This window comes from Janthinobacterium sp., from assembly GCF_031995485.1.
GTDB lineage: Bacteria > Pseudomonadota > Gammaproteobacteria > Burkholderiales > Burkholderiaceae_D > Janthinobacterium.
This window is the reverse complement of sequence record NZ_DAMAGB010000043.1, coordinates 1-25676: the sequence shown is the minus strand read 5'-3', so window position 1 is coordinate 25676 and position 25676 is coordinate 1. Positions and strand designations below refer to the sequence as shown.

At 65.2% G+C, this 25676-nt stretch carries 16 protein-coding genes, 1 tRNA gene and 1 pseudogene; 11 read left to right on the top strand and 7 right to left on the bottom strand.

What is annotated here, in order from left to right; translation table 11 throughout:
- Window positions 1-3: 3 nt before the first annotated feature.
- From icmH to RTQ46_RS20730, 3 genes are read left to right on the top strand one after another with little or no spacing between them, the layout of a single operon-like run.
- A complete protein-coding gene (gene icmH, locus RTQ46_RS20740; RefSeq protein WP_312439479.1) occupies window positions 4-798 on the top strand; it encodes a type IVB secretion system protein IcmH/DotU in 795 nt (264 codons plus the stop codon).
- Window positions 798-4646, top strand: a complete 3849-nt coding sequence (tssI, locus tag RTQ46_RS20735; protein ID WP_312439506.1) for a type VI secretion system tip protein TssI/VgrG — start codon at window positions 798-800, stop codon at window positions 4644-4646. Before icmH ends, tssI begins: the two co-directional genes overlap by 1 nt.
- A gap of 41 nt (window positions 4647-4687) precedes the next feature.
- Window positions 4688-5155, top strand: coding sequence for a hypothetical protein (locus RTQ46_RS20730; protein ID WP_312439478.1), 468 nt, complete (start codon window positions 4688-4690; stop codon window positions 5153-5155).
- Window positions 5156-5382: 227 nt separating this feature from the next.
- Here RTQ46_RS20730 and RTQ46_RS20725 read toward each other — a convergent pair.
- The 6 genes from RTQ46_RS20725 to cysS form a co-directional block, all read right to left on the bottom strand.
- Window positions 5383-5475, bottom strand: a tRNA-Ser gene (locus RTQ46_RS20725).
- 110 nt (window positions 5476-5585) lie between these two features.
- The gene (locus RTQ46_RS20720; RefSeq protein ID WP_312439477.1) at window positions 5586-6833 is read right to left on the bottom strand and encodes an aspartate kinase; all 1248 of its coding nucleotides are present in this window, start codon (window positions 6831-6833) and stop codon (window positions 5586-5588) included.
- Between the two features lie 164 nt (window positions 6834-6997).
- A complete protein-coding gene (tilS, locus tag RTQ46_RS20715; RefSeq protein ID WP_312439476.1) occupies window positions 6998-8416 on the bottom strand; it encodes a tRNA lysidine(34) synthetase TilS in 1419 nt (472 codons plus the stop codon).
- 162 nt (window positions 8417-8578) lie between these two features.
- Window positions 8579-9553, bottom strand: coding sequence for an acetyl-CoA carboxylase carboxyltransferase subunit alpha (locus tag RTQ46_RS20710; protein WP_312439475.1), 975 nt, complete (start codon window positions 9551-9553; stop codon window positions 8579-8581).
- 73 nt (window positions 9554-9626) lie between these two features.
- Window positions 9627-10328 carry a DNA-3-methyladenine glycosylase 2 family protein gene (locus tag RTQ46_RS20705; RefSeq protein ID WP_312439505.1) on the bottom strand — a complete coding sequence of 234 codons (702 nt, stop codon included), beginning with the start codon at window positions 10326-10328 and terminating at the stop codon, window positions 9627-9629.
- Window positions 10328-11725 carry a cysteine--tRNA ligase gene (gene cysS, locus RTQ46_RS20700; RefSeq protein ID WP_312439474.1) on the bottom strand — a complete coding sequence of 466 codons (1398 nt, stop codon included), beginning with the start codon at window positions 11723-11725 and terminating at the stop codon, window positions 10328-10330. The genes RTQ46_RS20705 and cysS overlap by 1 nt, the downstream gene beginning before the upstream one ends.
- Window positions 11726-12014: 289 nt before the next feature.
- On the opposite strand from cysS, the gene RTQ46_RS20695 reads away from it, so the two are divergent.
- The 4 genes from RTQ46_RS20695 (at window position 12015) to RTQ46_RS20680 (ending at window position 14847) form a co-directional block, all read left to right on the top strand.
- Entirely contained in the window at window positions 12015-12641 is a 627-nt protein-coding gene (locus RTQ46_RS20695; RefSeq protein WP_312439473.1) for a peptidylprolyl isomerase, read from the top strand.
- 75 nt (window positions 12642-12716) lie between these two features.
- On the top strand, window positions 12717-13208 hold the full coding sequence (locus RTQ46_RS20690; protein WP_308922045.1) for a peptidylprolyl isomerase: 492 nt from the start codon (window positions 12717-12719) through the stop codon (window positions 13206-13208).
- Between the two features lie 88 nt (window positions 13209-13296).
- Window positions 13297-14043, top strand: a complete 747-nt coding sequence (locus RTQ46_RS20685) for a UDP-2,3-diacylglucosamine diphosphatase (protein ID WP_312439472.1) — start codon at window positions 13297-13299, stop codon at window positions 14041-14043.
- A gap of 69 nt (window positions 14044-14112) precedes the next feature.
- Window positions 14113-14847: a DUF72 domain-containing protein gene (locus RTQ46_RS20680; RefSeq protein WP_312439471.1), complete on the top strand. Its 735-nt coding sequence runs from the start codon at window positions 14113-14115 to the stop codon at window positions 14845-14847.
- Here RTQ46_RS20680 and RTQ46_RS20675 read toward each other — a convergent pair.
- Window positions 14822-16954 (bottom strand): hypothetical protein, encoded by a 2133-nt coding sequence (locus RTQ46_RS20675; protein WP_312439470.1) that lies wholly within the window; start codon window positions 16952-16954, stop codon window positions 14822-14824. The genes RTQ46_RS20680 and RTQ46_RS20675 overlap by 26 nt on opposite strands.
- Window positions 16955-17305: 351 nt before the next feature.
- Here RTQ46_RS20675 and RTQ46_RS20670 point away from each other — a divergent pair, with 351 nt between their 5' ends.
- The 4 genes and pseudogenes from RTQ46_RS20670 to RTQ46_RS20655 form a co-directional block, all read left to right on the top strand.
- On the top strand, window positions 17306-17671 hold the full coding sequence (locus tag RTQ46_RS20670; protein WP_312439469.1) for a GntR family transcriptional regulator: 366 nt from the start codon (window positions 17306-17308) through the stop codon (window positions 17669-17671).
- Window positions 17668-18543 carry an ABC transporter ATP-binding protein gene (locus RTQ46_RS20665; RefSeq protein ID WP_312439468.1) on the top strand — a complete coding sequence of 292 codons (876 nt, stop codon included), beginning with the start codon at window positions 17668-17670 and terminating at the stop codon, window positions 18541-18543. Before RTQ46_RS20670 ends, RTQ46_RS20665 begins: the two co-directional genes overlap by 4 nt.
- Window positions 18540-19538 (top strand): hypothetical protein, encoded by a 999-nt coding sequence (locus RTQ46_RS20660; RefSeq protein ID WP_312439467.1) that lies wholly within the window; start codon window positions 18540-18542, stop codon window positions 19536-19538. The genes RTQ46_RS20665 and RTQ46_RS20660 overlap by 4 nt, the downstream gene beginning before the upstream one ends.
- Window positions 19539-20371: 833 nt before the next feature.
- Window positions 20372-25676: pseudogene (locus RTQ46_RS20655) on the top strand (hypothetical protein); the annotation flags it as partial.

The following is a 25676-nucleotide window of genomic DNA, read 5'->3' as shown; positions in this document are numbered from 1 at the left end:
ACGATGAATCCATCCGCCCCCCCTACCCTGATGTCCGGCGGCCAGGCCGCCCATGCCGCCAGGATCGCTGCCGGTCCCGGTCCCGGTACCGGTACCGAACACACCCTGATGGACCTGATGTACGACGGCTTCTACGCGCTGTTCATGCTGAAAAATGGCAGCGGCCCGCAGGACAACGCCGATTTCATCAGCAAGATGACGCTGTTTCTCGATGAATTCAGCCGCGGCGCAAAAAAACAGGGCGCCTCCGCCGATGACATCGATGCGGCCAAGTACGCCTTTTGCGCGGCGGTCGATGAAATCATCCTGCGTTCGCCCTATGCCATCCGCGACGCCTGGGAGCGGCGCCCGCTGCAGCTGATCCTGTTTGGCGACCAGCTGGCCGGCGAAAATTTCTTTATCCGCCTGGAAGCCTTGCGCGCGCGCGGCAGCGCCCACCTGCAGGCGCTCGAGGTATTCCACATGTGCCTGCTATTGGGCTTCCAGGGCCGCTATATCCTCGAAGGGCCGGAAAAACTCAACTACCTGACGGCGCGCCTGGGCGATGAACTGGCGCAGATGAAAGGCAGGAAAAACGGCTTTGCCCCGCATGCGGAGCGGCCCGACCAGATCATCCACAAGCTGCGCAACAATGTGCCGCTGTGGGTGCTGTGCTCGACCTTTGCGCTGATCTGCGCGCTGGGCTACCTGGGTTTGCGCACCGCGCTGGCGAACCATACCGAACAGCAGATGCATGCTTACCAGGATATCGTCAAACTGGCGCCGCGCGTGGCCAACCTCAGCATTACCTTGCCGTGATGAGCGACCCGGCGCAAGACACCGCCTCCAGCGGCCAGTTCGGCACTGGCCTGGGCCAGCACGCGCGGCTGATCACGCTGAGCACGGCCCAGCCGTCGGCCCAGGCCGACACGCTGATGGCGGAGCAGTTCACCGGCCGCGAAGCGGTCAACGAGCTGTTCCGCTTTGAGGTCGACGCGCTCAGCACCTCCGCATCGCTCGACCTGGCCGCCTTTATCGGCGAGGAAATGACGCTCACGCTGCTGCAGGCGGACGGCAGCACGCGCGCCTGGCACGGCATCTGCACCGATTGCGCGTGGCTCGGGTCCGATGGCGGCGCCGCGCGCTACCGGCTGCGCCTGGAGCCGGCGCTGGCCCTGCTGCGGCTGCGCCGCGACAGCTACATCTTCCAGGACAAGAGCGCGCGCGACATCGTCGGCGAACTGCTGGCCGACTATCCGCAACTGCGCTTCGGCTTCGAGCTTACCCAGGCGCTGGCGCCGCGCCCCGTATGCACCCAGTACCGCGAAAGCGATTTCGACTTTTTCATGCGCCTGCTGGCGGCCGAAGGGCTGAACTGGCGCTTCGAGCATGACCAGGCGGCCGGCGCACAGGCGCAGGGCGAAGGCGGCCAGGCGCGCCACAAACTGGTGATTTTCGACAGCAAGGCCAGCGCGCCCGACACGCCGGGCGGCGCCGAACTGCGCTTTCACGGCGTGCGCGCCACCGACAGCGACGATGCGATCGACCGCTTTGGCGCGCGGCGCCAGGTGCGGCCGAATGCGGTCAGCATCAGCAGCTGGGATCCGCAGCAGGTGACGGCGCCAGCAGCCGAACAGGCCTCCGCCCTCGACGCGGGCAGCCTGCCGCAACTGGCTGTGCATGACGGCGCCGGCGAGCGGCGCCATGGCGACCGGGCGGCGGCAGGCACGCACGGCGAACGCATGCTGCAGGCGCTGGAACTGGAGAACAAGCAGTTCGACGGCAGTGGCGCGGTGCGCCGCATGGCCGCCGGCCACGCCTTCCGCCTGCTGCAGCACGAACACTACGCGCCAGGCGCCAACCAGTTCACGCTGCTGTGGGTGGAGCACCGGGCGCGCAACAACACCGGCCCCGCCGGCGGCCTGGGCGGCGCGCTGTCGGGCCTGGCCAGGCTGGCCGGCATTGCCGGCCTCGATGGCGTGGCCGGATGGATCGCCGGCCAGATCGAACCGGGCACCTACCAGAACCGCTTTGCCTGCGTGCGCAGCAGCGTCGCCCTGGTGCCGCCGGCCGCTGCCGCGCGCGCGCCGGCGGTGGCGCTGGGACCGCAGACGGCGCTGGTGGTGGGACTGGCCGACAGCGTGGCGACCACCGGCCGCGACCACCAGGTGCGCATCCAGTTTGCCTGGCAGCGTGGCGCGGCGCCCAATCCGGGCGGCCTGGCGCACAACACCGACCAGCAGGGCAACGCGCCGGGCAACGAAGCTTCGGGCACCTGGGTGCGCGTGGCCGAGGCGCTGGCCGGGCCGAACTGGGGCTCGCAATTCACGCCACGCCTGGGCACCGAAGTGCTGGTCGACTTCATCGAAGGCGACATCGACCGCCCGCTGGTGGTGGCCCAGCTGTACACGGGCAGCGATGCGCCGCCGTATGCGGCCGGCGTCGATTCGGGCGTCAACCATGCCGGCACGCTGTCCGGCATGCACAGCAATAATTTCGACGGCGCCGGCTACAACCAGTGGGTGCTCGACGACACGCGCGGCCAGCTGCGCACCAGGCTGGCGTCCAGCAGCGCCGCCACCGAACTGAGCTTGGGCTACCTGGTGCAACAGGCGGGAGCCACGGCCCAGCGCGGCACGTACCGCGGCAGCGGCTTTGAATTGCGCACCGACGGCTGGGGCATGCTGCGCGCCGGGCAAGGCCTGCTGATCACCACCAGCGCGCGCCAGCAGCAGGCGGCCGGCGTCGCATCGAGCCAGTTCGACAGCAAGGAAGCGCAGACCCTGCTGCGCGCCGCCGGCGAGCTGGGCAAGACACTGGCGACAGCGGCCGGCCAGCAGAAGGCCCTGTTCAGCAAGGTCGCGAACCAGGCTCAGGACGACATGCTGCGCCTGATCGACCCGCAGCAGGACGGCAAGCACCCGGCCAGCATCGGCGGCCAGGAAGCGTTCAAGGCGGGCAACGGCGCGCGCGCGGTCGATGGCACCCAGCCGGTGGAACAGTTCGCCAAACCGCTGGTGCTGATGGAGGGACCGAACAGCATCAACTGGGCGACGCCGGCGTCGACGCTGCTGTTTGCCGCCGAGCAGCTGCACTGCAGCGCGCAAACGGACCTGCATATCACAGCCGGCAAGACCGTGGCCTCGGTGGCGGCCAATGCCGCCACCCTGTTTAGCCACGACGGCGGCATCAAGGCGTTCGCCGCCAACGGCCCGGTTTCCCTGCAGGCCCATACCGACCAGCTGGAGATCCTGGCCGACCAGGCCATCAAGGTGATCTCGGTGGCCGACGCCATCGACATCAAGGCCAGCCAGAAGATCGTGCTGCAGGCAGGGCAATCGTCGATCACGCTCGAGGGCGGCGACATTACCTTCCGCTGTCCCGGCAATTTCACGGCCCGGGGCGGGCAGCATGTCTTCAGTGGCGGCGCCAGCGCCGCCGCGGCACTGCCGCCGCTGCCGGACAGCCGGCTCAAGCTGTTCGACGAAGGCTTCGTGCTGAAGGACCGCGACACGGGCGAGCTGATGCCGCGCCAGCCCTACCGCGTCAAGCGCGCCGACGGCAGCTACGAAACCGGCATGACCGACGAGAAAGGCCTGACCCACATCGTGGCGGCCGCCGCCGTCGAGGCGCTGGTAATCGAACTGCTCAAGTCGCCGGGCCAGCCCCGGCAGGAGGCCGGCGCGCCACCGCCCGCATCCGCGCCGGCCCCCACCACCGCGCCGCCGGCCGGCCGCGCGCCCGCCCCGTCGCCAGGCGCCAGGGCGCCGCAGCGCCCGCCACCGGCCAGGCCGGAACCGGCATTCAAGGAAAAAGGCACGTCGAGCACCAGCCCGGTCGACCACAAGCAACGCAAGGAGGTACTGATCAAGCGCCCGGCGTGCTGGATCGAGGACTACGAAAAGGAGATTGCGGTGTCCAGCGTGCCGCGCTACAACAACACCTTTGGTGCCGACGGCGCCGCACACGACTATTTCGATACCGTGCGCTACAAGATCTATGTTGCCGTCAAATCCAATACCAGCATCATCGCCGAGCTGCGCGTCAAGGTAGTGACGGTGCTGTCGGCCGACGACCAGGCGCTGGAGCAGCGCGAGAAAGGCAGCGAACAGGCGGCCACCAGGGCCAGGCAGCGCGCCGCCGTCATCAAGTACGTCAAGGGCGTCGCCACCACGGGGCTGGAATCGCACTGGAACAACCGCTTCTGCATGGAAATCAACGATCCGGAATGCGGCACGCGCACCTTGCCCATCGTTTACCGCGTCGTGTATGTGGAAAGCAACCAGCACTACACGATGCAGATCCACAAGCGCTACGAGCGCGAAGGCGTGACCGGTACCGTGATCGACGTCTCGATGGCCACCAACGCACAGACGCACGCGCACGAATTCGGCCATTGCTACGGCATCCCCGACGAATACTCGTATGTCGATGGCGATGACGAAACGGTCAGGTACGTCAAGCCGGACGGCAGCTGGGATGCGCCGGTGCCGGCCCTGGCGGACGCCAAGGAACCGGAGCCGAAAGACGCCAACATGATGAATGCCTACGGCTCCACCATCCTGTATCACCGGCATGCCTGGCAGATCGCGATCGAAGTACAGGCCTTGCTGCGGGCGAAAATCGGACGGAAAATCACATGCGATATCATCCTCAACGGCTCCTGAGCGGGCTGCTTGCAATTTTTTTACATGTCACAGGAAACGCCATGCCGAACGAAGTCTTGACCGTCAGCGCCCATTGCCCCGACAACCCCGCCTGCATCTTCACGGGCAGCGACATGCGCATCGAGGTCGTCATCCGCAATACCGGCACGCAGGCGATCGGCTATCCGCTCGACTACCTGCAGCAGCGCGGCCCCAACCTGCGCCTGACCGACAATCCCAGCGAACGCAGCCAGGTCCTGAAAACGGGACTGGCCGACCATGCCCTCAAACGCAGCTTCACCACCATCGCGCCGGGGCAATCGGTGGCGCTGCACAGCATCATCAAGAACAGCGAGCTGCTGATGTTCCGGCACGAATTCGTCGATGTTACCGCCGAGATCGGCGTGTCGGCCGCGGTACGGGTGGGGGATGCGGAAGAACTGCTGGCGTTCAAGGGGGGAGCGAGGGTGAAGATTGTGGGGAGGGATACGCTGGAGCGTGAAGGTAGTGGCGCTGGTGGCGGGCGCTGAGGCTTGATGTAGCTGGCGGGACGGCGCGGGGTGCGCTGGCCGCCACTGCACGAGATGAGGGACGGCATTGGCCGCTGCGCGGCCAACGGCGCCGCGCGGAGCGCGGCAGATGGGCGATTCGGAGAGCCTGCGCGGCCCTTCAGGGCGCGCAGGCTCTCCGAATCCCGCCGTCTGCGTCCGCCACAAACAAAAAAGCCTCCCGCAGGGGAGGCTTTTTTGTTTGATTCTGGCGGAGACGGTGGGATTCGAACCCACGATACAGGTATAAGCCGTATGCATCCTTAGCAGGGATGTGCCTTCGGCCACTCGGCCACGTCTCCTAGCTGATCACTCAACTATGTCGCTTCAGTAAGTTGCGCTGCAGCGACGAACGTCATAATATCGACTGCACCCCCTTTGGTCAAGGGCGTGCGGCGATATTTTTGCATCTTTAGGCTTTTTCCAGCTCGAACGCCTTGTGCAGGGCGCGCACGGCCAGCTCCATGTACTTTTCGTCGATCAGGACCGAGATCTTGATTTCCGAGGTCGAGATCATCATGATGTTGATGCTCTCTTCCGACAGGGTACGGAACATCTGCGAGGCCACGCCGACATGGCTGCGCATGCCCACGCCGACCACCGACAGTTTCGACACCTTGGCGTCGCCGGTGATGCTGGCCGCGCCCAGTTGTTCGCGGTTCGCTTCCAGCACGGCCAGCGCGCGCGCATATTCGCCGCGCGAGACGGTGAAGGTGAAGTCCGTTTTGCCGTCGACCGACTGATTCTGTATGATCATGTCGACCTCGATATTGGCGTCGGCCACCGGTCCCAGGATGTGGTAGGCCACGCCCGGGCGGTCAGGCACGCCGAGCACGGTGATTTTGGCTTCGTCGCGGTTGAAGGCGATGCCGGAGATAACTGCTTGTTCCATGTTGGTGTCTTCCTCAAACGAAATCAGGGTGCCCGAATTGGTTTCTATTTCCAAAGGCAGCATCGGGTCGGTCAGCGACGACAATACGCGCGTCGGGACGCGGTAGTTGCCGGCGAATTCCACCGAACGGGTCTGCAGCACTTTGGAGCCCAGCGAAGCCAGTTCCAGCATTTCTTCAAAGGTGATGGTCTTCAGGCGGCGCGCCTCGGAGACCACGCGCGGATCGGTCGTGTAGACGCCGTCCACATCGGTAAAGATCAGGCATTCCTGCGCCTTCATGGCGGCGGCAATTGCCACCGCCGAGGTGTCGGAACCGCCGCGGCCCAGGGTCGCGATATTGTCGTTCTCGTCGACGCCCTGGAAACCGGTAATGATGACAATCTTGCCGGCATCGAGATCGCGTTTGACTTTTTCGTCATCGATCGACTGGATGCGGGCCTTGGTAAAGGCGGAATCGGTTTTGATCGCGACTTGCCAGCCAGCATAGGATACGGCTTGTTTGCCGATCGCCAGCAGTGCCATCGACAATAGGCCGACGGACACCTGTTCGCCTGTCGAGGCGATCATGTCAAGTTCACGCGGATCGGGTTGATCCATGATTTCCCTGGCCAGTCCAATCAGGCGGTTGGTCTCGCCCGACATGGCGGATGGCACCACCACGATTTGATGCCCGGCGTCGTGCCACTTGGCAACGCGCTTGGCGACATTCTTGATACGGTCAGTCGAGCCCATCGACGTACCGCCATATTTGTGGACGATTAAAGCCATAAGAGTGAAGTTTCCGCTCAAGAAGAATAAAAAAGAGGGCTTTACTCTACATGCCGCAATGCAAAATAACAAGCTATTAAGCGCATTAGCTCATACCGATTGCGCATATGGAAATAACCGATCCATGCAGTGTGCAAGCTTGCGCGCACCGCATGGCAGGCCGCTCAGACGGCGGTCCAGCGCAGGTTCACGCGTGGCTGCTCCGGCAAACCGAGGCAATGGCAATCGAGGCCGATGCCGGCCGCATACAGCAATTGTTGCGCCGCACAGACAAGCGGCAGCCGCTCGCGCTCCCAGGCCGGCACGTCGAACGCCTGGTAGTGGTATTTGAGGCTCTTGGTCGGACGGTTGTGCGCCAGCTTCAGGCGCTCGCCGCCCTGGCGGAAATCGATCGTCAGCCGCTGCGCCTTGAGCCAGGCCATATCGATGCCCTGCCCGCCCTCTTCCACCTGGTCGAAATGCAGCACGCCGCCATACGCGGGGAACGCCAGGCTGGCCTCGCCCTGCCAGTGGAAATCCTGGCCCGCCTTTTCCAGGCCCGGGACATTCGCGTCATCACGCTCGCGCATGCCGGCCAGGTCCGCCAGCTTGGGCGTCAGGTACAGCCGGTCGCGGTGGCGCCGCACGTGGCATTCCGGGTGCGTCACCAGCAGCTGCGCATCGGGCCGCGCTTCCAGCAGCTGCGCCAGCATCTCGGCCAGCCACGCGGTCGACGGCATGCGCAGGCCGCGCGTGCCGAACCAGTGGCGCAGCAGGTTGTAGCAGCGGTCCAGGCTCAATTCGCGCAGTTTGCCAAGCTCGATGCAGTCGCCATCGAGGCAGTTGGCCAGATCCTGCGTGGCCAGCTCCGTCAGCAGGCGCTGCGCCGACTGCGCATGCTGGGCGCTGCGCGCAAAGCGCTCCTGGAAGCCGGGAAACGCCTTGGCCAGCACCGGCATCACCTGGTGGCGCAAGGCATTGCGGGCAAAGCGCGCGTCGTCGTTCGACTCGTCGTGGATATGCGCGATGCCATGTTTTGCCACATACGCTTCCAGCTGCTTGCGCGACACCGGCAGCAGCGGGCGCGCCATCACCAGGTCGGGATTGGCCAGCAATTCCGGTGCGCTGTTGGCGCCATCCATGCCCGACAGACCGGCCGTCCCCGAGCCGCGCAGCAGCTGCAGCAGCACGGTTTCGGCCTGGTCGTCCTGGTGGTGCGCGGTCAGCAGCAGGCGCACGCCGTGCTGCGCACACAGGGCGCCCAGGGCGGCATAGCGGCGCTTGCGGGCCGCTTCCTCGGTGCCGGTCTTCGGATTGATCTCGATGCTGACGCGGGCGGCCTCGAATGGCACATTCATGCTGGCGCAAAGTGTCTCGCAATGCGCCAGCCAGGCGTCGGCGTTGGCGCTCAGGCCATGGTGCACATGGAAGGCATGCAGGCTGACGCCTTCTTCGCGCGACCAGGCGTGCGCCAGGTGCAGCAGGGCCGAGGAATCGAGGCCGCCACTGAGGGCGATGGCTATTGTCTGGCCGGGCTGGGGCGCGCAGTCGTGCAGCGCGCGGGCAAAGATGTCGGCGACGCTGGCGGTTTGGTGGTTTTTCAATGGATGCTCCGGGAATGCAAAGAGGGACAGGCAGGTAGTCGAAGATGTTCGGCTACCTGCCTGTCCCTGGTGTTTTTACTGTCATGTCACGTCAGCCATGTCGGATTACGTCATGTCGGATTACGCTGCGCTAATCCGACCTACCCGACCTACCCGACTGACTTACTCGCTCGGCGTCGTCTCTTTGAACTTGCCATAGCTCAGCAGCTTTTCATGGCGCGCTTGCAGCAGGTCCTTGGTTTTCATGCCCTGGAACTGGCGCAGGGTGTCGGCCAGCGCGCGTTTCAACAGGGTCGCCATCTGTTTCGGATCGCGGTGGGCGCCGCCCAGCGGTTCGTTGATGATCTTGTCGATCAGGCCCATGGCTTTCAGGCGGTGCGCGGTCAGGCCCAGCGCTTCGGCCGCGTCGGCGGCGCGCTCGGCGCTCTTCCACAGGATCGAGGCGCAGCCTTCCGGCGAGATCACGGCATAGGTCGAGTATTGCAGCATCAGCACCGCGTCGCCGACGGCAATCGCCAGCGCGCCGCCGGAACCGCCTTCGCCGATGATGGTGGCGATCAACGGCACTTTCAGTTCGGCCATCACGTACAGGTTGTGGCCGATGGCTTCGGACTGGCCGCGCTCTTCCGCGTCGATGCCGGGGAAGGCGCCGGGCGTGTCGACAAAAGTGAAGATCGGCAGGTTGAATTTCTCGGCGACCTTCATCAGGCGCATCGCCTTGCGGTAGCCTTCCGGTTTCGGCATGCCGAAGTTGCGCATGGCGCGCTCTTTCGTGTCGCGGCCCTTCTGGTGGCCGATCACCATGCACGGCTGGCCGTTGAAGCGGGCCAGGCCACCGACCACGGACAGGTCGTCGGCGTAGCTGCGGTCGCCATGCAGTTCGTGGAAATCGGTAAAGATTTCGTTCACGTAGTCCATGGTGTACGGGCGCTGCGGATGGCGCGCGATCTGCGCCACTTGCCATGGCGTCAGCTTGGCGTAGATATCCTTGGTCAGCTGCTGGCTCTTCTTGGCCAGGCGGTCGATCTCTTCGGAGATATCGACGGCCGAATCGTCTTGCACGAAGCGCAACTCTTCGATCTTGGAATCGAGTTCGGCGATCGGCTGTTCAAAATTGAGGAAAGTCGTTTTAGTCATTGTACCTCCAGGGTTTTACCAGCCACGGCGCCAGGGCGCGCGGCATTATTGATGGTTATTTTACCGTACCGGCTCATGCGCCGGGGGTTGCATCGCTTGTGGAAGCGGCTGCAGCAGGATCGAGGCTGCGCCATAAATACCAGGTGGCCACGGTGCGCCACGGTTCCCAATTGGCGGAAACCTCGCGCGCATCGCTGCGGGAAACAGGTTCGCCCGAAAAATAATTGACGCTGATGCCCTGGATCAGGCCAGGGTCATCGAGTGGCAGCACGTTCGGACGCAACAGATTAAAAATCAGGAACATCTCGGCGGTCCAGCGGCCGATGCCGCGGATCTGCACCAGCTCGGCGATCACGGCTTCGTCATCCATCTCGCCCCACTGGTTCGCGTGCACGCGCTTGGCCTTGAAATGGTCGGCCAGGTCGAGAATATATTCGGTCTTGCGCTTGGACAAGCCGCAGGCCGATAACTGCTCGGCGCCCGCCTTGAGCACCTGCGACGGCGTGCATTTCGGGCAGGCCAGCAGCAGCTTTTTCCAGGCCAGGTCGGCCGCCTTGGGCGTGATCTGTTGCCCCACCAGCGAGCGGGCCAGGGTGGTAAACGGGTCGCTATGGCCGACCAGGTGCAGGTCGCCAAATTGCGGGATCAGCTTTTTCATGATGCGGTCGCGCTTCATCAGCTCGATCTTCGCCTGTTCCCAGTAGGACGGCACCTGGATTACCTGCGCCGCGGCCGCCGTGCCGGGGGCTTCCCCGTTGTCCCTGGTGTCTGACATCATGCGCGGCGCCAGTTGGTCGAGCCGTCAGGCTTGTCTTCCAGGATGATGCCCGCTTGCAGCAGTTCGGCGCGGATCTTGTCGGACTCGGCAAAGTCGCGCGCCTTTTTGGCGGCGCTGCGCGCGGCAATCGCCTGCTCGATACTGGCCGCTTCGTCGCTGCCGGCAGCAGCCGAACCCACGGTCGCCTGCAGGAATTGCTGTGGCGTGCGTTCGAGCAAGCCCAATACGCCGGCCAGGCCCTTGAGTTGACGCGCCAGCGCCGGCGACTTGCTCTTGTTTACTTCCGTTGCCAGGTCAAACAAAGCGGCCACCGCCAGCGGCGTATTGAAGTCGTCGTCCATCGCTTCGCGCACACGCACGGCGTGCGCCTCGCTCCAGTCGATTGCGCCCGCTTCCACCGCTACCCCGGCCAGCGCCGTGTACAGGCGCGTCAGGGCCAGGCGCGCGTCGTCCAGGTGCACGTCGGAATAATTCAATGGGCTGCGGTAATGCGCGCGCAGGATAAAGAAGCGGATCACTTCGGCGTCGAACTTCTGCAGCACTTCGCGGATGGTGAAGAAATTGCCCAGGGACTTGGACATTTTTTCATTGTCCAAGCGCACGAAGCCGTTGTGGATCCAGTAGTTGACGCTGGTGTGGCCAAACGCGCCTTCGGACTGGGCGATCTCGTTTTCATGGTGCGGGAACTGCAGGTCGGCGCCGCCACCGTGGATGTCGAACTGTTCGCCCAGCAGCGCGCACGCCATGGCCGAGCATTCGATATGCCAGCCCGGACGGCCCTTGCCCCATTTCGAGTCCCATTTGACTTCTTCGGGTTCCGACTCTTTGGAAGACTTCCACAGCACGAAGTCGAGCGGATCGCGCTTGCCCGTATTGACATCGACGCGCTCGCCCGCGCGCAGGTCGTCGAGCGACTTGCCCGACAGCTTGCCGTAGCCGGGGAAATTGCGCACGGCGTAATTGACGTCGCCATCCTCGCCCTGGTAGGCCAGGTTATTGCTTTCCAGGCGCTCGATCAGGCTCAGCATCTGCGGCACGTATTCGGTGGCGCGCGGCACGTGATCCGGCGTCAGGATGCCCAGCGCGGCCGTGTCTTCGTCCATGTAGCGGGTAAAGCGCGTGGTCAGCTGCGAGATGGTCTCGCCGTTTTCCACCGCGCGGCGGATGATCTTGTCGTCGATATCCGTAATATTGCGCACGTAGGTCACGTCGAAGCCTGACGCTTTCAGCCAGCGGTAAATGACGTCAAACGCCATCATCATGCGCGCGTGGCCGATATGGCAGTAATCGTAGATGGTCATGCCGCACACATACATGCGTACCTTGCCCGCTTCCATCGGGACAAAGACCTGCTTTTCGCGTGCCAGGGTGTTATAAATCTTCAGATCGCTCATCGTACTTTACTGGTGGAGCGGCAGCGCGCCTGGGCAAAACGACAGACAGGCGCGGACACCGGTGGTGCCGCGCCACTGAACCGCCGTGTGCGCCGAGACTCTACTGCCCGCTATATTGTTGTTCTTGTTTGTTAGAATTAGGCGTTAGCGGGCAAGTATAACATTGATAAAAACCATACTGGCCCGATATGAATCAGGTTTTTACGAAGTTCAAGCGAAGTTCAACACTTCTTTCGCTTCTTTACAATTCGAACAAGTTTAAAGAAAAATAACGATCAAGGACACCGATATGCAAGAAACCAAATCCCCGCGCCTGCCTTTCCTGGCCCGCTTCTTCACGCTGTTTGCGGGCCTGACCCTGGGCGGCGCCGTGGTGGCAGCCAATCCTGGCGCGCTCGACCCGGCCCCGCACGTGGCCCTGAAAACCAATATGGGCGAGATCGTGCTGGAACTGAACCAGGAAAAAGCGCCGAAAAGCGTGGCGAACTTCCTGCAATATGTTAACAGCGGTTTCTACAAGGGCACCGTGTTTCACCGCGTGATCGACGGCTTCATGATACAGGGCGGCGGCTTCGACAAGAACATGAAACAGAAAACCACCAAGCCGGCGATCCGGAATGAAGCGAAAAACGGCCTGCAGAACGTGACCTACAGCATCGCCATGGCGCGCACCGGCGACCCGCATTCGGCCACCTCGCAGTTCTTCATCAACGTCGGCGACAACGGCGCACTCGACTACCCGGGCCGTGACGGTTTCGGCTATACGGTGTTCGGCAAGGTCGTCAGCGGCATGGACGTGGTCGACAAGATCAAGGCCGTGCCGGTGGCCGACAAGGGTCCGCACCAGAACGTGCCGGTGACTCCGGTGGTGATCGAATCGGCGACCGTGCTCAAACAAGCGCCCGCAAAACTGTAAAATAGCGTTTTTGCCGCCCCGGCTTGCTCCGGTTTGCCAGGGCACGAAATATTTCATCCAAACAAAAGGACTATCATGACTTCCGTAATCATCACCACCAACCTGGGCAAGATCACCGCTGAACTGGACGCTGAAAAAGCACCGAAGACGGTTGCCAACTTCTTGGCCTACATGGAAGCGGGCCACTACAACAACACGATTTTCCACCGCGTGATCGACGGCTTCATGATCCAGGGCGGCGGCTTCGAGCCAGGCATGAAACAGAAACCGGCCGACACCACGGTCGAAAACGAAGCCAAGAACGGCCTGAAAAACGATACCTACACGCTGGCCATGGCCCGTACCTCGGACCCGCACTCGGCATCGGCCCAGTTCTTCATCAACATCAAGAACAACAGCTTCCTCGACTATCCAGGCCAGGACGGCTGGGGCTACGCCGTGTTCGGTAAAGTTACCGAAGGCAAGGAAGTGGTCGACGCCATCCGCGCCGTGAAAACCACGCGCGCCGGCATGTTCGCCGATGTACCGACCACCGATGTCATCATCGAAAAAGTCGAAGCAGCATAATTGAAGCAAGCAGCATCATGAATCACAGGCATTGCCGCGTTCTTCCTTCCATGCAAACTATCGATCAGGGGAGCGTTGAACGATGACAATGCCTGCCGCACTCTTCATTTCCGACCTGCATCTGCAGAGCTCGCATCCGCGCACCAGCGCCGCCTTTCTGTCGTTCCTTGAACACCATGCGCAATACGCGCGCGCGCTGTATCTGCTGGGCGACCTGTTCGAATACTGGGCCGGCGACGATGACCTGGAAGATCCTTTCAATGCGCGCATGACGGCAGCGATCCGCGCCGTCAGCGATGCTGGCGTGCATGTCTACTGGATCGCCGGCAACCGCGATTTCCTGGTCGGCTCCGGCTTTGCCGCCGCCGCCGGCGCCACCCTGCTCAGCGAGCCGCATGTGGCCACCATCGCCGGCCGGCGCATCGTGCTGGTGCATGGCGACGCCGAATGCACGAACGACGTGACCTACATGGAATTTCGCGCGATGGTGCGCCAGCCGGCGTGGCAACAACAATTCTTATCGATGCCGCTGGCGCAGCGCAAGGCCATTATCGACGGCATGCGCAAGAACAGCCGCGAGCACAACGGCGAAAAGTCGATGGAGATCATGGATGTCACGCCAGGCGCCGTGGCCCAGGTCTTTGCCGAACACGCCAGTACCGTGATGATCCACGGCCATACGCACCGCCCGGCCCTGCATGCGGTGGACGGCACCTTGCGCTATGTGTTGCCGGACTGGGAATGCGATGCTGAACCAACGCGCGGCGGCTGGATCGCCGTCGATCAGCGTGGCGAGATTACACGCCATGGCCTGGACGGCGAGATTATCGACTAGCCTGGCGCCGACGCCGGCACGGGAAGCTGTCTGACACGAGCGTCACGGTGGCTCTGCTGTAATGGCGGCATGTCCAATCACCATATCGGCACCGCCGGCTGGGGCATCTCCAGCGCGGCCGCAAACAGTTTCCCCGGCGACGGCAGCCATCTGCAGCGCTACGGGCAGGTGCTCAACTGCGCCGAAATCAATACCTCGTTCTACCGCCCGCACCAGCCAACGACCTATGCGCGCTGGGCCGACAGCGTGCCCGGACACTTTCGCTTCAGCGTCAAGCTGCCGCGCACCATCACGCATGAATTGCGTCTGAAAAATTATGCGGCGCAACTGGAACGCTTTGCCGGCGAAGTGGCGCACCTCGGAGACAAGCTGGGCTGCGTGCTGGTGCAACTGCCGCCCAGCCTGCGATTCGATGCGGCCGTGGCCGGCACTTTTTTCAGCGACTTGCGCGGGTATTTCACTGGCATGCTGGCATTCGAGGCGCGCCACGCCAGCTGGTTCGGCGAAGCCGCCACGGCCCTGCTGCGCGAACGGCAGATCACGCGCGTGCGCGCCGATCCGCCCGCCGGCCAGCCCGGGCCGCACGAGCCGACCACCGAGGTGGCCTATATCCGCCTGCATGGCAGCCCGAAGATCTATTACTCGGACTATCCGGCCGAATTTCTCGATGCGCTGGCGCTTGAACTGCAGACGCAAGCGGCGGCTGGCAGCTGGTGCATCTTCGACAATACGGCGTCCGGCGCCGCGCTGCCGAACGCGCTGGACCTGCGGGCGAGGCTCAAGGCAGCGGCGTCTGGACGATAGCCTGCGCCGTGTAGCCATACAAGGTGCCATTGGCAAAGGCCAGTGCGCTGACGGCCGGATACCCCCAGCCCAGTTGCGGCGTTGAAATCACGCCGGCCGGATCGATCTTGCGCACCCTGCCCTGGCCGCCCAGGTACAGATTATCGGCGGCATCGATCGCCAGCGGGAAGACATCGGAATAAGGCAAGCTGCCGGTACCGGGCGCACCGTCCTTGTTCTCGCTTTGCGATGGAATGCCGGCAAACAGCGACACGGCGCCGGCGCGCGTGACCTTGTAGATGACGCGGTTATACACGTCTTCGAAAAACAGCGCGCCCTGGCGGTCGAAGACCATTTTGGCTGTCGGCACCACGCCGGCCTCGACGGATTTTCCGCCCAACACACTCATCACCTGCTGGAAGTCGACAAACAGGGTGAACTCGCCTCCGGGGACGCGCCGATAGATACCGACGCTGGCGTTGCTGGCCCAGACGAAGTTGTTGTCCTTGTCGATCGCCAGGGCAAAGCGCGTGCCGCTCGACCCTGGCAGGATGCCGACGGTGGTAACGATGCCCTGCTGGTCGATCTTGCGCAAAACCGGACTGAGGCGCTGCTCGGACTGGTCTGCAAAATACAGGACGCCATCCTTGTCGAACGCCAGTGCCACCGGCCCGCGCAGGTTGGCGGTGGCACGCGGGCCATCGAAGGTGCCCTGGCTGCCGGCTACGCCGGCATATGTGCTGACGGTGCCGTCCGGCGCGATGCGGCGAATGATCTTGTTGATGTCGTCAGCCACGTAGACGTTGCCTGCGGCGTCCGTCACCATCGCGCGCGCCGCTCCGATCGTCAGCCGCGCCGACGCGCCTGCGCCATCAGTCAGTCCCATGTGTCCGCTCAATTGCGGCAAGACCGACAATTTCCCATTCTGATCGAGCTTGTTGAGGACATGGTTGCCTTCGTCATACGCGATCACCGCTCCGTCTGCATTAACCATCAGTTGATTGAACTGTCTTGCGCTGACGTACTGGCCATCGGCTTCCTGGCTACCTTGCACCAGCACTGTCGTGACCGTGCCGTCCGCTTGCATTTTGCGAATGGTGCTGCCGTCGGCAAGCAGCACATTTCCAGCCTGGTCAAAGTCGATGCCGCGCAAGCGGACAAACGTGGCCCGCCTGCCAATGCCATCAAACCGCTGTGGCACAAGGTGATCGCCAGCGATCGCCGTAGCAATGCCATTCTGGATACGGAACAGATAGCGGCCATTATTTTCGGTGAAATAGATATCGCCCTGCGGACTGACGGCGATGCGGGCAATGCGTCGATAGTCGGTCGGAATGTCGGCCATGGCGGCGAATGTCCATTGCAGCGTGCTCACTACGCCGGCCGCACTGACGCGGCGTATCGCATTGGTCTGGGTATCGGCCACCAGCATATCGCCATTCGTATCGCTAGCGATGGTACCCAGCGTGCCGAAGCTGGCCTGGGTGCCAGTGCCATCCACTACCGGACGCTGCAGCTCCAGGCCATACTGATCGCAGCCGGCACGGCGCTGTCCGGCCACCGTGCTGACCACGCCGGCAGGGGAGACCTTGCGTAGCAATGCGCTGCAGAAATCGCTGACAAAAATATTGCCTTGACGGTCAATCGCCAGGCGCGAACCCGCGACAAAGGTGAATGTGGCGCTGGCCGCATTGCCGTCATCGGATCCGCGCTTTCCTGGCACACCGGCCAGGCGGCTGATGCCGCCGTCCGGCGTCAGCTTGTGGATGACCTGATTGGCCGAATCGGCAATATAGATATTGCCGCTTGCATCGCGCACTAGGCCGGCTACCTGCTGGATGGGCTCCTGCACGCCAGCCAGCACTACCGGCAAGCAGCGCACGGCAACCGCGGTGACATCACTGCTGCCCACCTTCGCCGCGCCGTTCGACACGCTGCAGGCAAGTCCTGCGGACGCTTGCTCCAGCCGGACCTCGAAAGCAGTGTCCGCCAACAGCTTGCCGGGGAATGTGAAAGCGCCATTCGCTGCCAGGGTTACCTTCTCCGCGCCGTTGGCCAGCACAACCGTGGCGCCGGAGGTCATGCCGCTGACTGTGCCGCCAAGCGTGTAGCGAGCTGCCTCGGGCACCGGCGTTGGCACTGGCGGCGTTACGCCACTGCCATTGTCAATGCTGCCGCCGGAACCGCCGCCGCATGCGGCCAGGCTGATAGCCAGCGCAGACGCACAGGTCGCGCGGGCAAATGAAGTTCTGACGGTGAATAATTTTTTTGACATCGCAGCTTTCATGGCATGTCCTCTGTGTCGACAGATGAGATAAATTTTCCAAAAGAAATATTTTACATTTTCTCAATACTTAAAAGCCATCTATTATTGACACTTATATTTTTACTGTTATAGTTAACTACAACACCAAATAACCAGTAAGTCATCTCAAGGAGCCGCGATGTTTTCCTCCCTACCCTTGCCGGAGCGCATCCCATGAGCGCCTCCTGGCACGACAATAGCCCGATCTACCGCCAGTTGAAGGCCAAGGTGATCGGCATGATGCTGGACGGCGCGCTGCAGTCCGGCGACGCCCTGCCCTCGGTGCGCCAGGTGGCGGCCGACTATCAACTCAACCCCATCACCGTGTCGCGCGCCTACCAGGAACTGGTGGACGAGGCGCTGGTGGAAAAACGCAGAGGACTTGGCATGTATGTACTGGAAGGCGCCCGCGACAAACTGCTGGCCAGCGAACGCGAACGCTTCATGCGCGAAGAGTGGCCGGCGATGCTTGAACGCATCGCGCGCCTGGGCCTGGATGTGGAACAGCTGCTGCTGTCCAGCAAAGGAGGCGGCGCATGAATACGGAACTCGACAAACACAGCGTGATCAGCGCGCGCGCCCTGCGCAAGCAGTACGGCAAGCACGCCGCGCTCGATGGCGTCAGCTTCGATATCGCGCCCGGGCGCATCGTCGGCCTGATCGGCCCGAACGGCTCGGGCAAGACCACCACCCTGAAGGCCATCCTGGGACTGACGGGTTTTGAGGGCGAGCTGTCGGTGCTGGGCCGCGACCCGCGCCTGCAGCGCGACGCACTGATGGAAGACGTGTGCTTTATCGCCGATGTGGCAATCCTGCCGGGCTGGCTGAAGGTGGGCGATGCGGTCGATTTCGTGGCCGGCGTGCATCCGCGCTTTGACCGCAGCAAGGCCGAACGCTATCTGGCGCTGACCAAACTGTCGCCGAAAATGAAGGTAAGGTCCATGTCCAAGGGGATGGTGGTGCAGCTGCACCTGGCGCTGGTGATGGCGATCGACGCGAAACTGCTGGTGCTCGACGAGCCGACCCTGGGCCTCGATATCCTGTACCGCAAGCAGTTTTACCAGAACCTGCTGGAAGACTATTTTGACGAAAACAAGACCATCGTCATCACCACCCACCAGATCGAGGAGGTCGAGCATATTCTCAGCGACCTGATGTTCATCCGCGACGGCAGGATCGTGCTGGCCGCCTCGATGGAAGAAGTGGGCGAGCGCTACACCGAGGTGATGGTCGGCCCGCAGCAGCTCAATGCGGCGCGCGCCTTGCAGCCGCTCGGCGAACGCAGCGTGTTCGGCAAATCGGTGATGCTGTTTGACGGCGTATCGCGCGAGCAACTGGCGCCGCTGGGAGAACTGCATGCGCCCAGCCTGGCCGACCTGTTTGTCGCCACCATGAAAGGATCGTACCCATGAGCACCACTGTTACCAACAAGATGAGCTGGCTGGTCCGGCGCGAGCTGTGGGAACACAAGGGCATGCTGCTGTGGACGCCCGTGCTGATCGGCATCGTGATGACGCTGCTGGGCACCCTGCTGACGGCCGCCACCGTTGCCAATACCAAGCTGAAAACGGCGCTGACCGTCAACGGCGAGCCGGTCTCGTGGAGTGCCATCTTCAACACCATGTCGTTTGCGCCGCACCGCAAGCAGATCCTGGAAACGGTGGCCAACCATTACACCAACGTGGCCGCGCCGCTGTTCCTGGCGCTGGGCTTCCTGGTGTTTTTCTATTGCCTGGGCGCCCTGTACGATGACCGCCGCGACCGCAGCGTGCTGTTCTGGAAGTCGCTGCCCGTATCGGACACGCAGACCGTGCTGTCGAAAGTGATCATCGCGCTGCTGGTGGCGCCGCTGATCGTGCTGGCCACGGCCAGCCTGACCGCGCTGGCGCTGCTGCTGGCCCTGTCCGGCGTACTGGCGGCAAACGGCATCCATGTACTGGGCGAGCTGGCCGCCCTGCCGGGCCTGTACCTGGGACCGTTGCGCCTGTTCGGCCTGCTGCCCGTGTATTGTCTGTGGGCCTTGCCGACCGTGGGATGGCTGCTGATGGTATCGAGCTGGGCGCGCGGCAAGGTGTTTATCTGGGCCGTCGGCGTGCCGCTGCTGCTGGCCATCTTGGTGGTCTGGATCGACAAGCTGACGCAGGAACAGGCCAATCTCGACTGGCTGCAAATCAATGTCATCGCGCGCGCCCTGCTCGGCACGCTGCCAGGCAGCTGGTACATCTTCGAACCGGGAATCATGCCCCAGGTCAGCGCAATAGGCCACGAGTCGCATCTGGTTCAGCCCGACCTGCTGGCCAGCTCCTGGTCCAGCCTGCGCCTGCCTGCCGCCTGGCTCGGCGCGGTGGCCGGCGCCGCCATGATCCGGGTGGCGATCGGTGTGCGCCGCTGGCGCGAAGAAGGCTGACGTACTGCCTGCCATTTGCCTGCAATCGCTTCCACGCCCCGCCTGACGGGGCGTTTTTATTGGCATTCATTACATCTTCTCCGAATAACTATTTTAACGGTAGTTATTATCTCGCCTCCCGCCAAAAAAACAGGCTATTGAATCAGTACCCTGATTCGCATGTTAAAAATATAAATAATTATTACTATCGCATAATCACTGCAATTAATTTAAGCAATAACAGGACTGAAAAGCGACAACTACATTTTCGATAGTCGGATATTTTTTCGATCCATGCGGTAAAAACAGCCGGATCAGATACCAAACTACTGTTTGACTGTCCATTTCGTGAGTATTGGTGATTATTTCCCTAAAAGAACTTTGCCAGAATATAGTCATCGATTGTGAATAGAATGAAATTGAAAGTTTCGATATTGAAACTAAGCTCATAGGGAGATCAGCAATTTCATTGATGTAAATACTGCCGCTCACCCAGGACCAGCCCTCGAAAATGCCTGAGTCCGCGGGCCGGAACGGCATATGAACAAACAAAGGAATTTGTCTTCATTACCAGGGTGTTCCGCAGGTTCTTTACACTCAGCAACCATTAAATAAATATGTTTTACTTGCACCATCCATAGCAGGGAAGCAGCACCATATAACACGGCCCAAGCCACGCCGGAGAAAAACACGGATGAAAACAAGCTCATCCACTACTGAATTGAGCAGCAAGCAATACTCATAACTTATTCGGAGATCTTCAAATGGCCACCACCCAGTATCCAGCCCAAGTTCCTGCCAGCGCTACCGGCGCAGACCGTATTATCCTGGCTCAAGCAGGCGATCGAGCAACGGTGCCGCCTGCTCAAACCGCCGCCAGGGCGCAAAACAATAATCGCAAGCTGCTCGATGAAGACGAGCTGGAAAAAGGCGTGGAGACGGGTCAGTCCATGCCGCCTGAAAACGTGGTCGACGTGGTCGGCCAGGCTGCCACCGGCGTCGGCGGTACCGCAGCGGCAGGCACGGCGGCGGCTCTGGCCACGGCCGGCGTGGCGGGCAGCGCCGGTTCCGCAGGTGACGCCGCGGGTGCTGGCGGCGAGCAAGGCGGCACTGGCTCGGCCACCGGGAATGCTGGTGGCGCCGCAGCTATTCCCAGCGGCAACGTGGTCGATGTCGCGGGCAGCAGCGCGGCAACCGGTGCCGGCACGGGCGCCTTTGGCGGCATCAGCGGCCTGAGCGCATTGGGCGCGCTGGGCGGCATCGGCCTGATCGCCGCCGCAGCAACCGGCGGCAGCAGCGCTGCGGCCGCTCCGGTCGGCGGCACGGGCGGTACCGGCGGAACGGGTGGCAACACCGGCGGCAATACCGGTGGCAACACTGGAGGAAATACCGGCGGCAATACTGGCGGCAACACCGGTGGCCAGGGCGATGGCAGCTCCACCTTCCTGATCACCGGCGCCGCCATCGCGGCCGCCACTGCCGCCGCAGCGGCCGCCAATGCTGCACAGGCCGATGACGCCGCTGCCGCCACCGCCACCAGCAATGCCGCCGCCACGCGGGCAATCGCCGATGCGGCCGTCCTGGCCGACCAGCAGGTGGCGCAAGCCCAGGCTGTGGCCGCCCAGGCCCAAGCCGCAGCCGCGGCGGCCGCTGCCGCCGACGCCGCCGCGCCAGTGGCCGCCGCCACGGCTGCCGCTTCGCAGGCGGCGGCACAAGATGCCGTCGCGGCTGACAATGCCGCCGCCGCCGCCAACGCCACGGCCGCCGCCTCCGCCGCCGCCGCCAGCGCCGCCCAGGCCGATGACGCGGCCGCCGCCGCCGCGCCGCAAGCCGTGCTCGATGCGGCCGCGGCCCAGGCCGCCGCCAGCGCACAGGCCGAGCTGACCGATGCCCAGGCACTGCAGGTGGTGGCCAACGATGCCGCCGCCGTGGCCGCCGCCGCCAACCAGCAGGCCGACCTGAGCGACGCACCATCGCTGGGCGCCAGCGCCGCCACTGACGCCACCAATGCCGCCAATGCCGCTGCCCTGGCCGATGCCACCGACGCCAATGCACTGGCAACCGCAGCCGCCGCAGCCGCCGCCCAGGCCACCAATGCGGCCGCGATTGCCGACCAGACCGATGCCGCCGCACTGGGTGCGGCAGCCGACAGCGCCAGTGCGCAAGCAGTGGCCGCCCAGGCGCAAGCCGACGCCACCGATGCTGGCGCGCTGGCGCAGGCTGCCAGCGATGCCCAGGCCGCTTCCCAGGCCGCCGCCACCCGGGCCGACCAGACTGACGCCGCGGCACTGAATGCCGCCGCCAACGCCGCCGCGCAAAACGCCGCCAGCGCCACCGCCACGGCCGACCAGACCGACGCCGCCGCCTTGGGCCAGGCCTCCGATGCCGCCGCCGCACAAGCCGCCGCCGCCCAGGCTCAAGCGGACGCCAGCGATGCCGATGCCCTGACCATCGCGGCCAATATTGCCGCCAACAACGCCACTGCCGCCGCCAATGTGGCCGCGCAAACCGACGCCGCCGCACTGACCGCCGCCGCCGACGCCGCTGCCGCCAATGCTGCAGCCGCCAATGCGCTGGCCAGCCAGACCGACGCGGCCGCGCTGCAATCGGCTGCCAATGCCGCCCAGGCCGCGTCCGACGCCGCTGCCGCCCAGGCTGACGCCAGCGATGCGACCGCATTGGCGCAGGCAGCTGTCGCTGCCCAGGCCGCTGCCGATGCCGCCGCCACGCTGGCCAGCCAGACCGACGCCGCCGCGCTGGGCGCCGTCTCCGCTGCCGCCGCGCAGGCAGCCAGTGACGCCGCCGCCGTGGCCGGCCAGACCGATGCCGCCGCGCTGCAAATCGCCGCCGATGCGGCGCAAGCTGCCGCAGCAACAGCCGCCGCGCAAGCAGCCGCCACCGACGCCACCGCCCTGGCCCAGGCCGCCGATGCGGCCGCCGCTGCAGCGCTGGCCGCCGCCACGCTGGCCAACCAGACCGATGCCGCCGTGCTGGGCGCCGCATCCGCCGCCGCCACCCAGGCAGCCAATGACGCCGCCGCCATCGCCAGCCAGACCGATGCCGCAGTCCTGCAGATCGCCTCCGACGCGGCGCAAGCTGGCGCTGCCGCCGCCGCTGCGCAAGCTGCCGCCAGCGACGCCACCGCGCTGGGCCAGGCCTCGGACGCCGCCGCCGCTGCCGCGCTGGCCGCCGCCACGCTGGCCAACGCCACCGATGCCGCCGTGCTGACCGGCATTGCAAACGCCGATGCCCAGCTGGCGGCCGACGCCGTCACGCTGGCCAATGCCACCGACGCGGCAGCGCTGCAGTTCGTCTCCGACACGGCGCAAGCCGCAGCGGCCGCGGCCGCCACCCAGGCCAACAACACCGACGCCACCGCCCTGTCGCAGGCAGCCGACGCCGCCAATGCGCTGGCCGCCGGCGCCGTCACGCTGGCCAACGCCACCGATGCCGGCCTGCTGGCCACGGCTGCTGCCGCTGCCGCGCAAACGGCCGCCAATGCCGCCACGCTGGCCGGCGCCACCGACGCCACCGCACTCGGCCTGGCCGCCGACGCGGCCCAGGCGGCGGCCGATGCCGCCAACACCCAGGCCGGACTGACCGACGCGGCCGCGCTGGCGCTGGTCTCGGACGCCGCCGCCACGGCTGCCGCTGCCGCCCAGACCGTGGCCGACGCCACCGATGCCGCAGTGCTGGGCGCAGCCGCCGCGACCGCCGACAACGCAGCCATCGCCGCACAGACGCTGGCCGACGCCACCGATGCGGCGGCCCTGCAAATCACCTCCGACGCCGCGCAAACCGTGGCGCAAGGCGCGGCCGCGCAGGCCGCGCTGACCGATGCCGCCGCGCTGGCGGTGATCTCGAACGGCGACGCCGCCGCCGCACTGGCGGCGCAAACGCTGGCCGACGCCACCGACGCCAACGCACTGCGCGGCGCGTCGAACACGGCCGCTTCGGTTGCCGCCAATGCGCAGACGGTGGCCGACCTGACCGATGTGGCCGCGCTGCAAGCGGCCTACGATACGGCGGCCGCCAACGCCGCCACCGCCAATGCGAATGCCGCCGGCATCAACCTCAATGCGCTGATCAGCGCGGCCGACGCCAGCTCCCTGCTGGCCGTGGCCGCCAACCTGACGGCCAACCAGGCCAACGTGCTCGACCTGACCGCCATCGTCAACAACCTGCAGGTGGCCAGCGATGCGGCCGACCTGCTGGCCGCCGCCACCGACGCCGACGCGCTGGGCCTGGTCTCGACGGCCGACGCCATTGCCGCGCAAGCGCTGCAGGCAACGGCGGACCTGACCGACGCCGCCGGCCTGGCCGCCACCGCTGCCGCTGCGGTCAGCGCTGCCGAAAGTGCCGCCCTGCTCGGTGGCGTGGACGTGAGCGCCGTGACCGCCGCCGCCACTGCCGCCGCCGCATCGGCCGCCGCCGCCGCCACCGCCGCCCTGACCGATGCCGATGCCCTCGGCGTTATCTCCACCGCCGACGCCGTCGCTGCCGCTGCCGCCCAGCTGCTGGCGTCGCAAACCGATGCCACGCCACTGGGCGTGCTGTCGAGCGCCGCCAACGCCGCCGCGACCGCCGCGCAAGCCACTGCCGACCTGACCGATGCTGTGGCGCTGGGCACGGCTTATACCGCAGCGGCAGCCGCCGCCACTGCCGCCCAAGCCACCGCCGACGCCACCGACGCTGTTGCGCTGGGCCTGGTATCGACCGCCAATGCCGCCACCGCCGGCGCGCTGGCGACCATCGCCAGCCTGACCGACGCCACCGCGCTGGGCCTGATCTCGACCGCCGACGCCACGGCTGCCAGCGCCCTGCAGGCGACTGCCAACCTGACCGACGCCGTGGCGCTGGGCGCCATCTCCACCGCCGCCGCGACCGCCGCCACCACCGCCGCCAACCTGGCCAACCTGACCGACGCCGTGGTGCTGGGCACGGCGTCGACTGCCGCCACGGCCGCCGCCAACGCCGCGCAGGCCACCGCCAACCTGACCGACGCCACCGCGCTGGGACTGGTCGCCAATGCCGATGCGGCGCTGGCCGCCACCGCCCAGGCCACCGCCAACCTGACCGACGCCGTGGCGCTGCAACTGGTATCGACCGCCGCCAACACGGCCGCCGCCGCCGCCCAGGCCACGGCCAACCTGACCGACGCCGTGGCGCTGGGCACGGTCTCGACCGCCGCCACGCAGGCTGCCAATGCGGCGGCGGCCACCGCCAGCCTGACCGACGCCGTGGCACTGGGCCTGGTATCGACGGTCGACGCCGCCACCGCCGCCACCCTGCAAAACACGGCCAACCTGACCGATGCCGTGGCGCTGCAACTGGCGGCCACCGCCGATGCCGCCGCCGTCACCACCACCAATGTGCTGGCTTCGGTGCTTGACGCGGTGGTGCTGGGGCTGGCGCATACGCTCGACGCCACCGGCGCGCTGCTGGCCACCACCGTGGCGGCATTGACCGACGCCGCCGCGCTGACCGTCACCGCCAACAGCGACGCCGCCGCCGCTGCCGCCTACGCGGCCGCGCATCCGCTCGACCTGGTCGCGGCGCTGGCCGCCACCACCACCGCCACTGCCGCCACGCTGTCGCGCGCCGCCGCCGATGGCGCGATTGCCGCCGACAACGATGCCGCTGCCGCTGTCGCCAGGTCAAATGCCTCGCTGGCCCTGCTGAACCAGGCGATTGCGGCCGATAACGCCGCCACCGCTGCCGCCGCCCAGGCCGCCATCTCGCAACTGGCGGCGCAAAACGCGCTGGCCGACGATGCGGCCGCCGCCGCTGCCGCCACCGTGGCGGCCACCTCGCTGGCCGCCACCCAGGCGGCGCAGGCGGCAGACGCCGCCGCGACAGCGACGGCCGCCACCGCCGCCAATGCGCTGTCCGCACTGAACGCCGCACTGGCGGCCGATGCCGCTGCCGCATCGACCGCCGCCAACGCCGTGCTGGCCAATGCCGCCACGGCCGCCGCCGTGGCCGACGATGTCGCCGCCGCCGTGGCCGCCACCACGGCAGCGGCCTCGCTGGCTGCCGCCAATGCGGCGCGCGCCGCCGACACGGCCGCCGCCAGCGCCGCCACCATCGCCAACAACGCCATCGCCGCCCTGAACAGCGCGCTGGCCGACGATGCCGCCGCCGCCAACGCCGCCATCA

What these genes read in the sequence shown, in the direction of transcription:
- icmH (WP_312439479.1), top strand. Translation starts at nt 4, where the DNA reads ATGAATCCATCCGCCCCCCCTACCCTGATGTCCGGCGGCCAGGCCGCC.
- tssI (WP_312439506.1), top strand. Translation starts at nt 798, where the DNA reads ATGAGCGACCCGGCGCAAGACACCGCCTCCAGCGGCCAGTTCGGCACT.
- RTQ46_RS20730 (WP_312439478.1), top strand. Translation starts at nt 4,688, where the DNA reads ATGCCGAACGAAGTCTTGACCGTCAGCGCCCATTGCCCCGACAACCCC.
- RTQ46_RS20720 (WP_312439477.1), bottom strand. Translation starts at nt 6,833, where the DNA reads ATGGCTTTAATCGTCCACAAATATGGCGGTACGTCGATGGGCTCGACT.
- RTQ46_RS20710 (WP_312439475.1), bottom strand. Translation starts at nt 9,553, where the DNA reads ATGACTAAAACGACTTTCCTCAATTTTGAACAGCCGATCGCCGAACTC.
- RTQ46_RS20705 (WP_312439505.1), bottom strand. Translation starts at nt 10,328, where the DNA reads ATGTCAGACACCAGGGACAACGGGGAAGCCCCCGGCACGGCGGCCGCG.
- cysS (WP_312439474.1), bottom strand. Translation starts at nt 11,725, where the DNA reads ATGAGCGATCTGAAGATTTATAACACCCTGGCACGCGAAAAGCAGGTC.
- RTQ46_RS20695 (WP_312439473.1), top strand. Translation starts at nt 12,015, where the DNA reads ATGCAAGAAACCAAATCCCCGCGCCTGCCTTTCCTGGCCCGCTTCTTC.
- RTQ46_RS20690 (WP_308922045.1), top strand. Translation starts at nt 12,717, where the DNA reads ATGACTTCCGTAATCATCACCACCAACCTGGGCAAGATCACCGCTGAA.
- RTQ46_RS20685 (WP_312439472.1), top strand. Translation starts at nt 13,297, where the DNA reads ATGCCTGCCGCACTCTTCATTTCCGACCTGCATCTGCAGAGCTCGCAT.
- RTQ46_RS20680 (WP_312439471.1), top strand. Translation starts at nt 14,113, where the DNA reads ATGTCCAATCACCATATCGGCACCGCCGGCTGGGGCATCTCCAGCGCG.
- RTQ46_RS20670 (WP_312439469.1), top strand. Translation starts at nt 17,306, where the DNA reads ATGAGCGCCTCCTGGCACGACAATAGCCCGATCTACCGCCAGTTGAAG.
- RTQ46_RS20665 (WP_312439468.1), top strand. Translation starts at nt 17,668, where the DNA reads ATGAATACGGAACTCGACAAACACAGCGTGATCAGCGCGCGCGCCCTG.
- RTQ46_RS20660 (WP_312439467.1), top strand. Translation starts at nt 18,540, where the DNA reads ATGAGCACCACTGTTACCAACAAGATGAGCTGGCTGGTCCGGCGCGAG.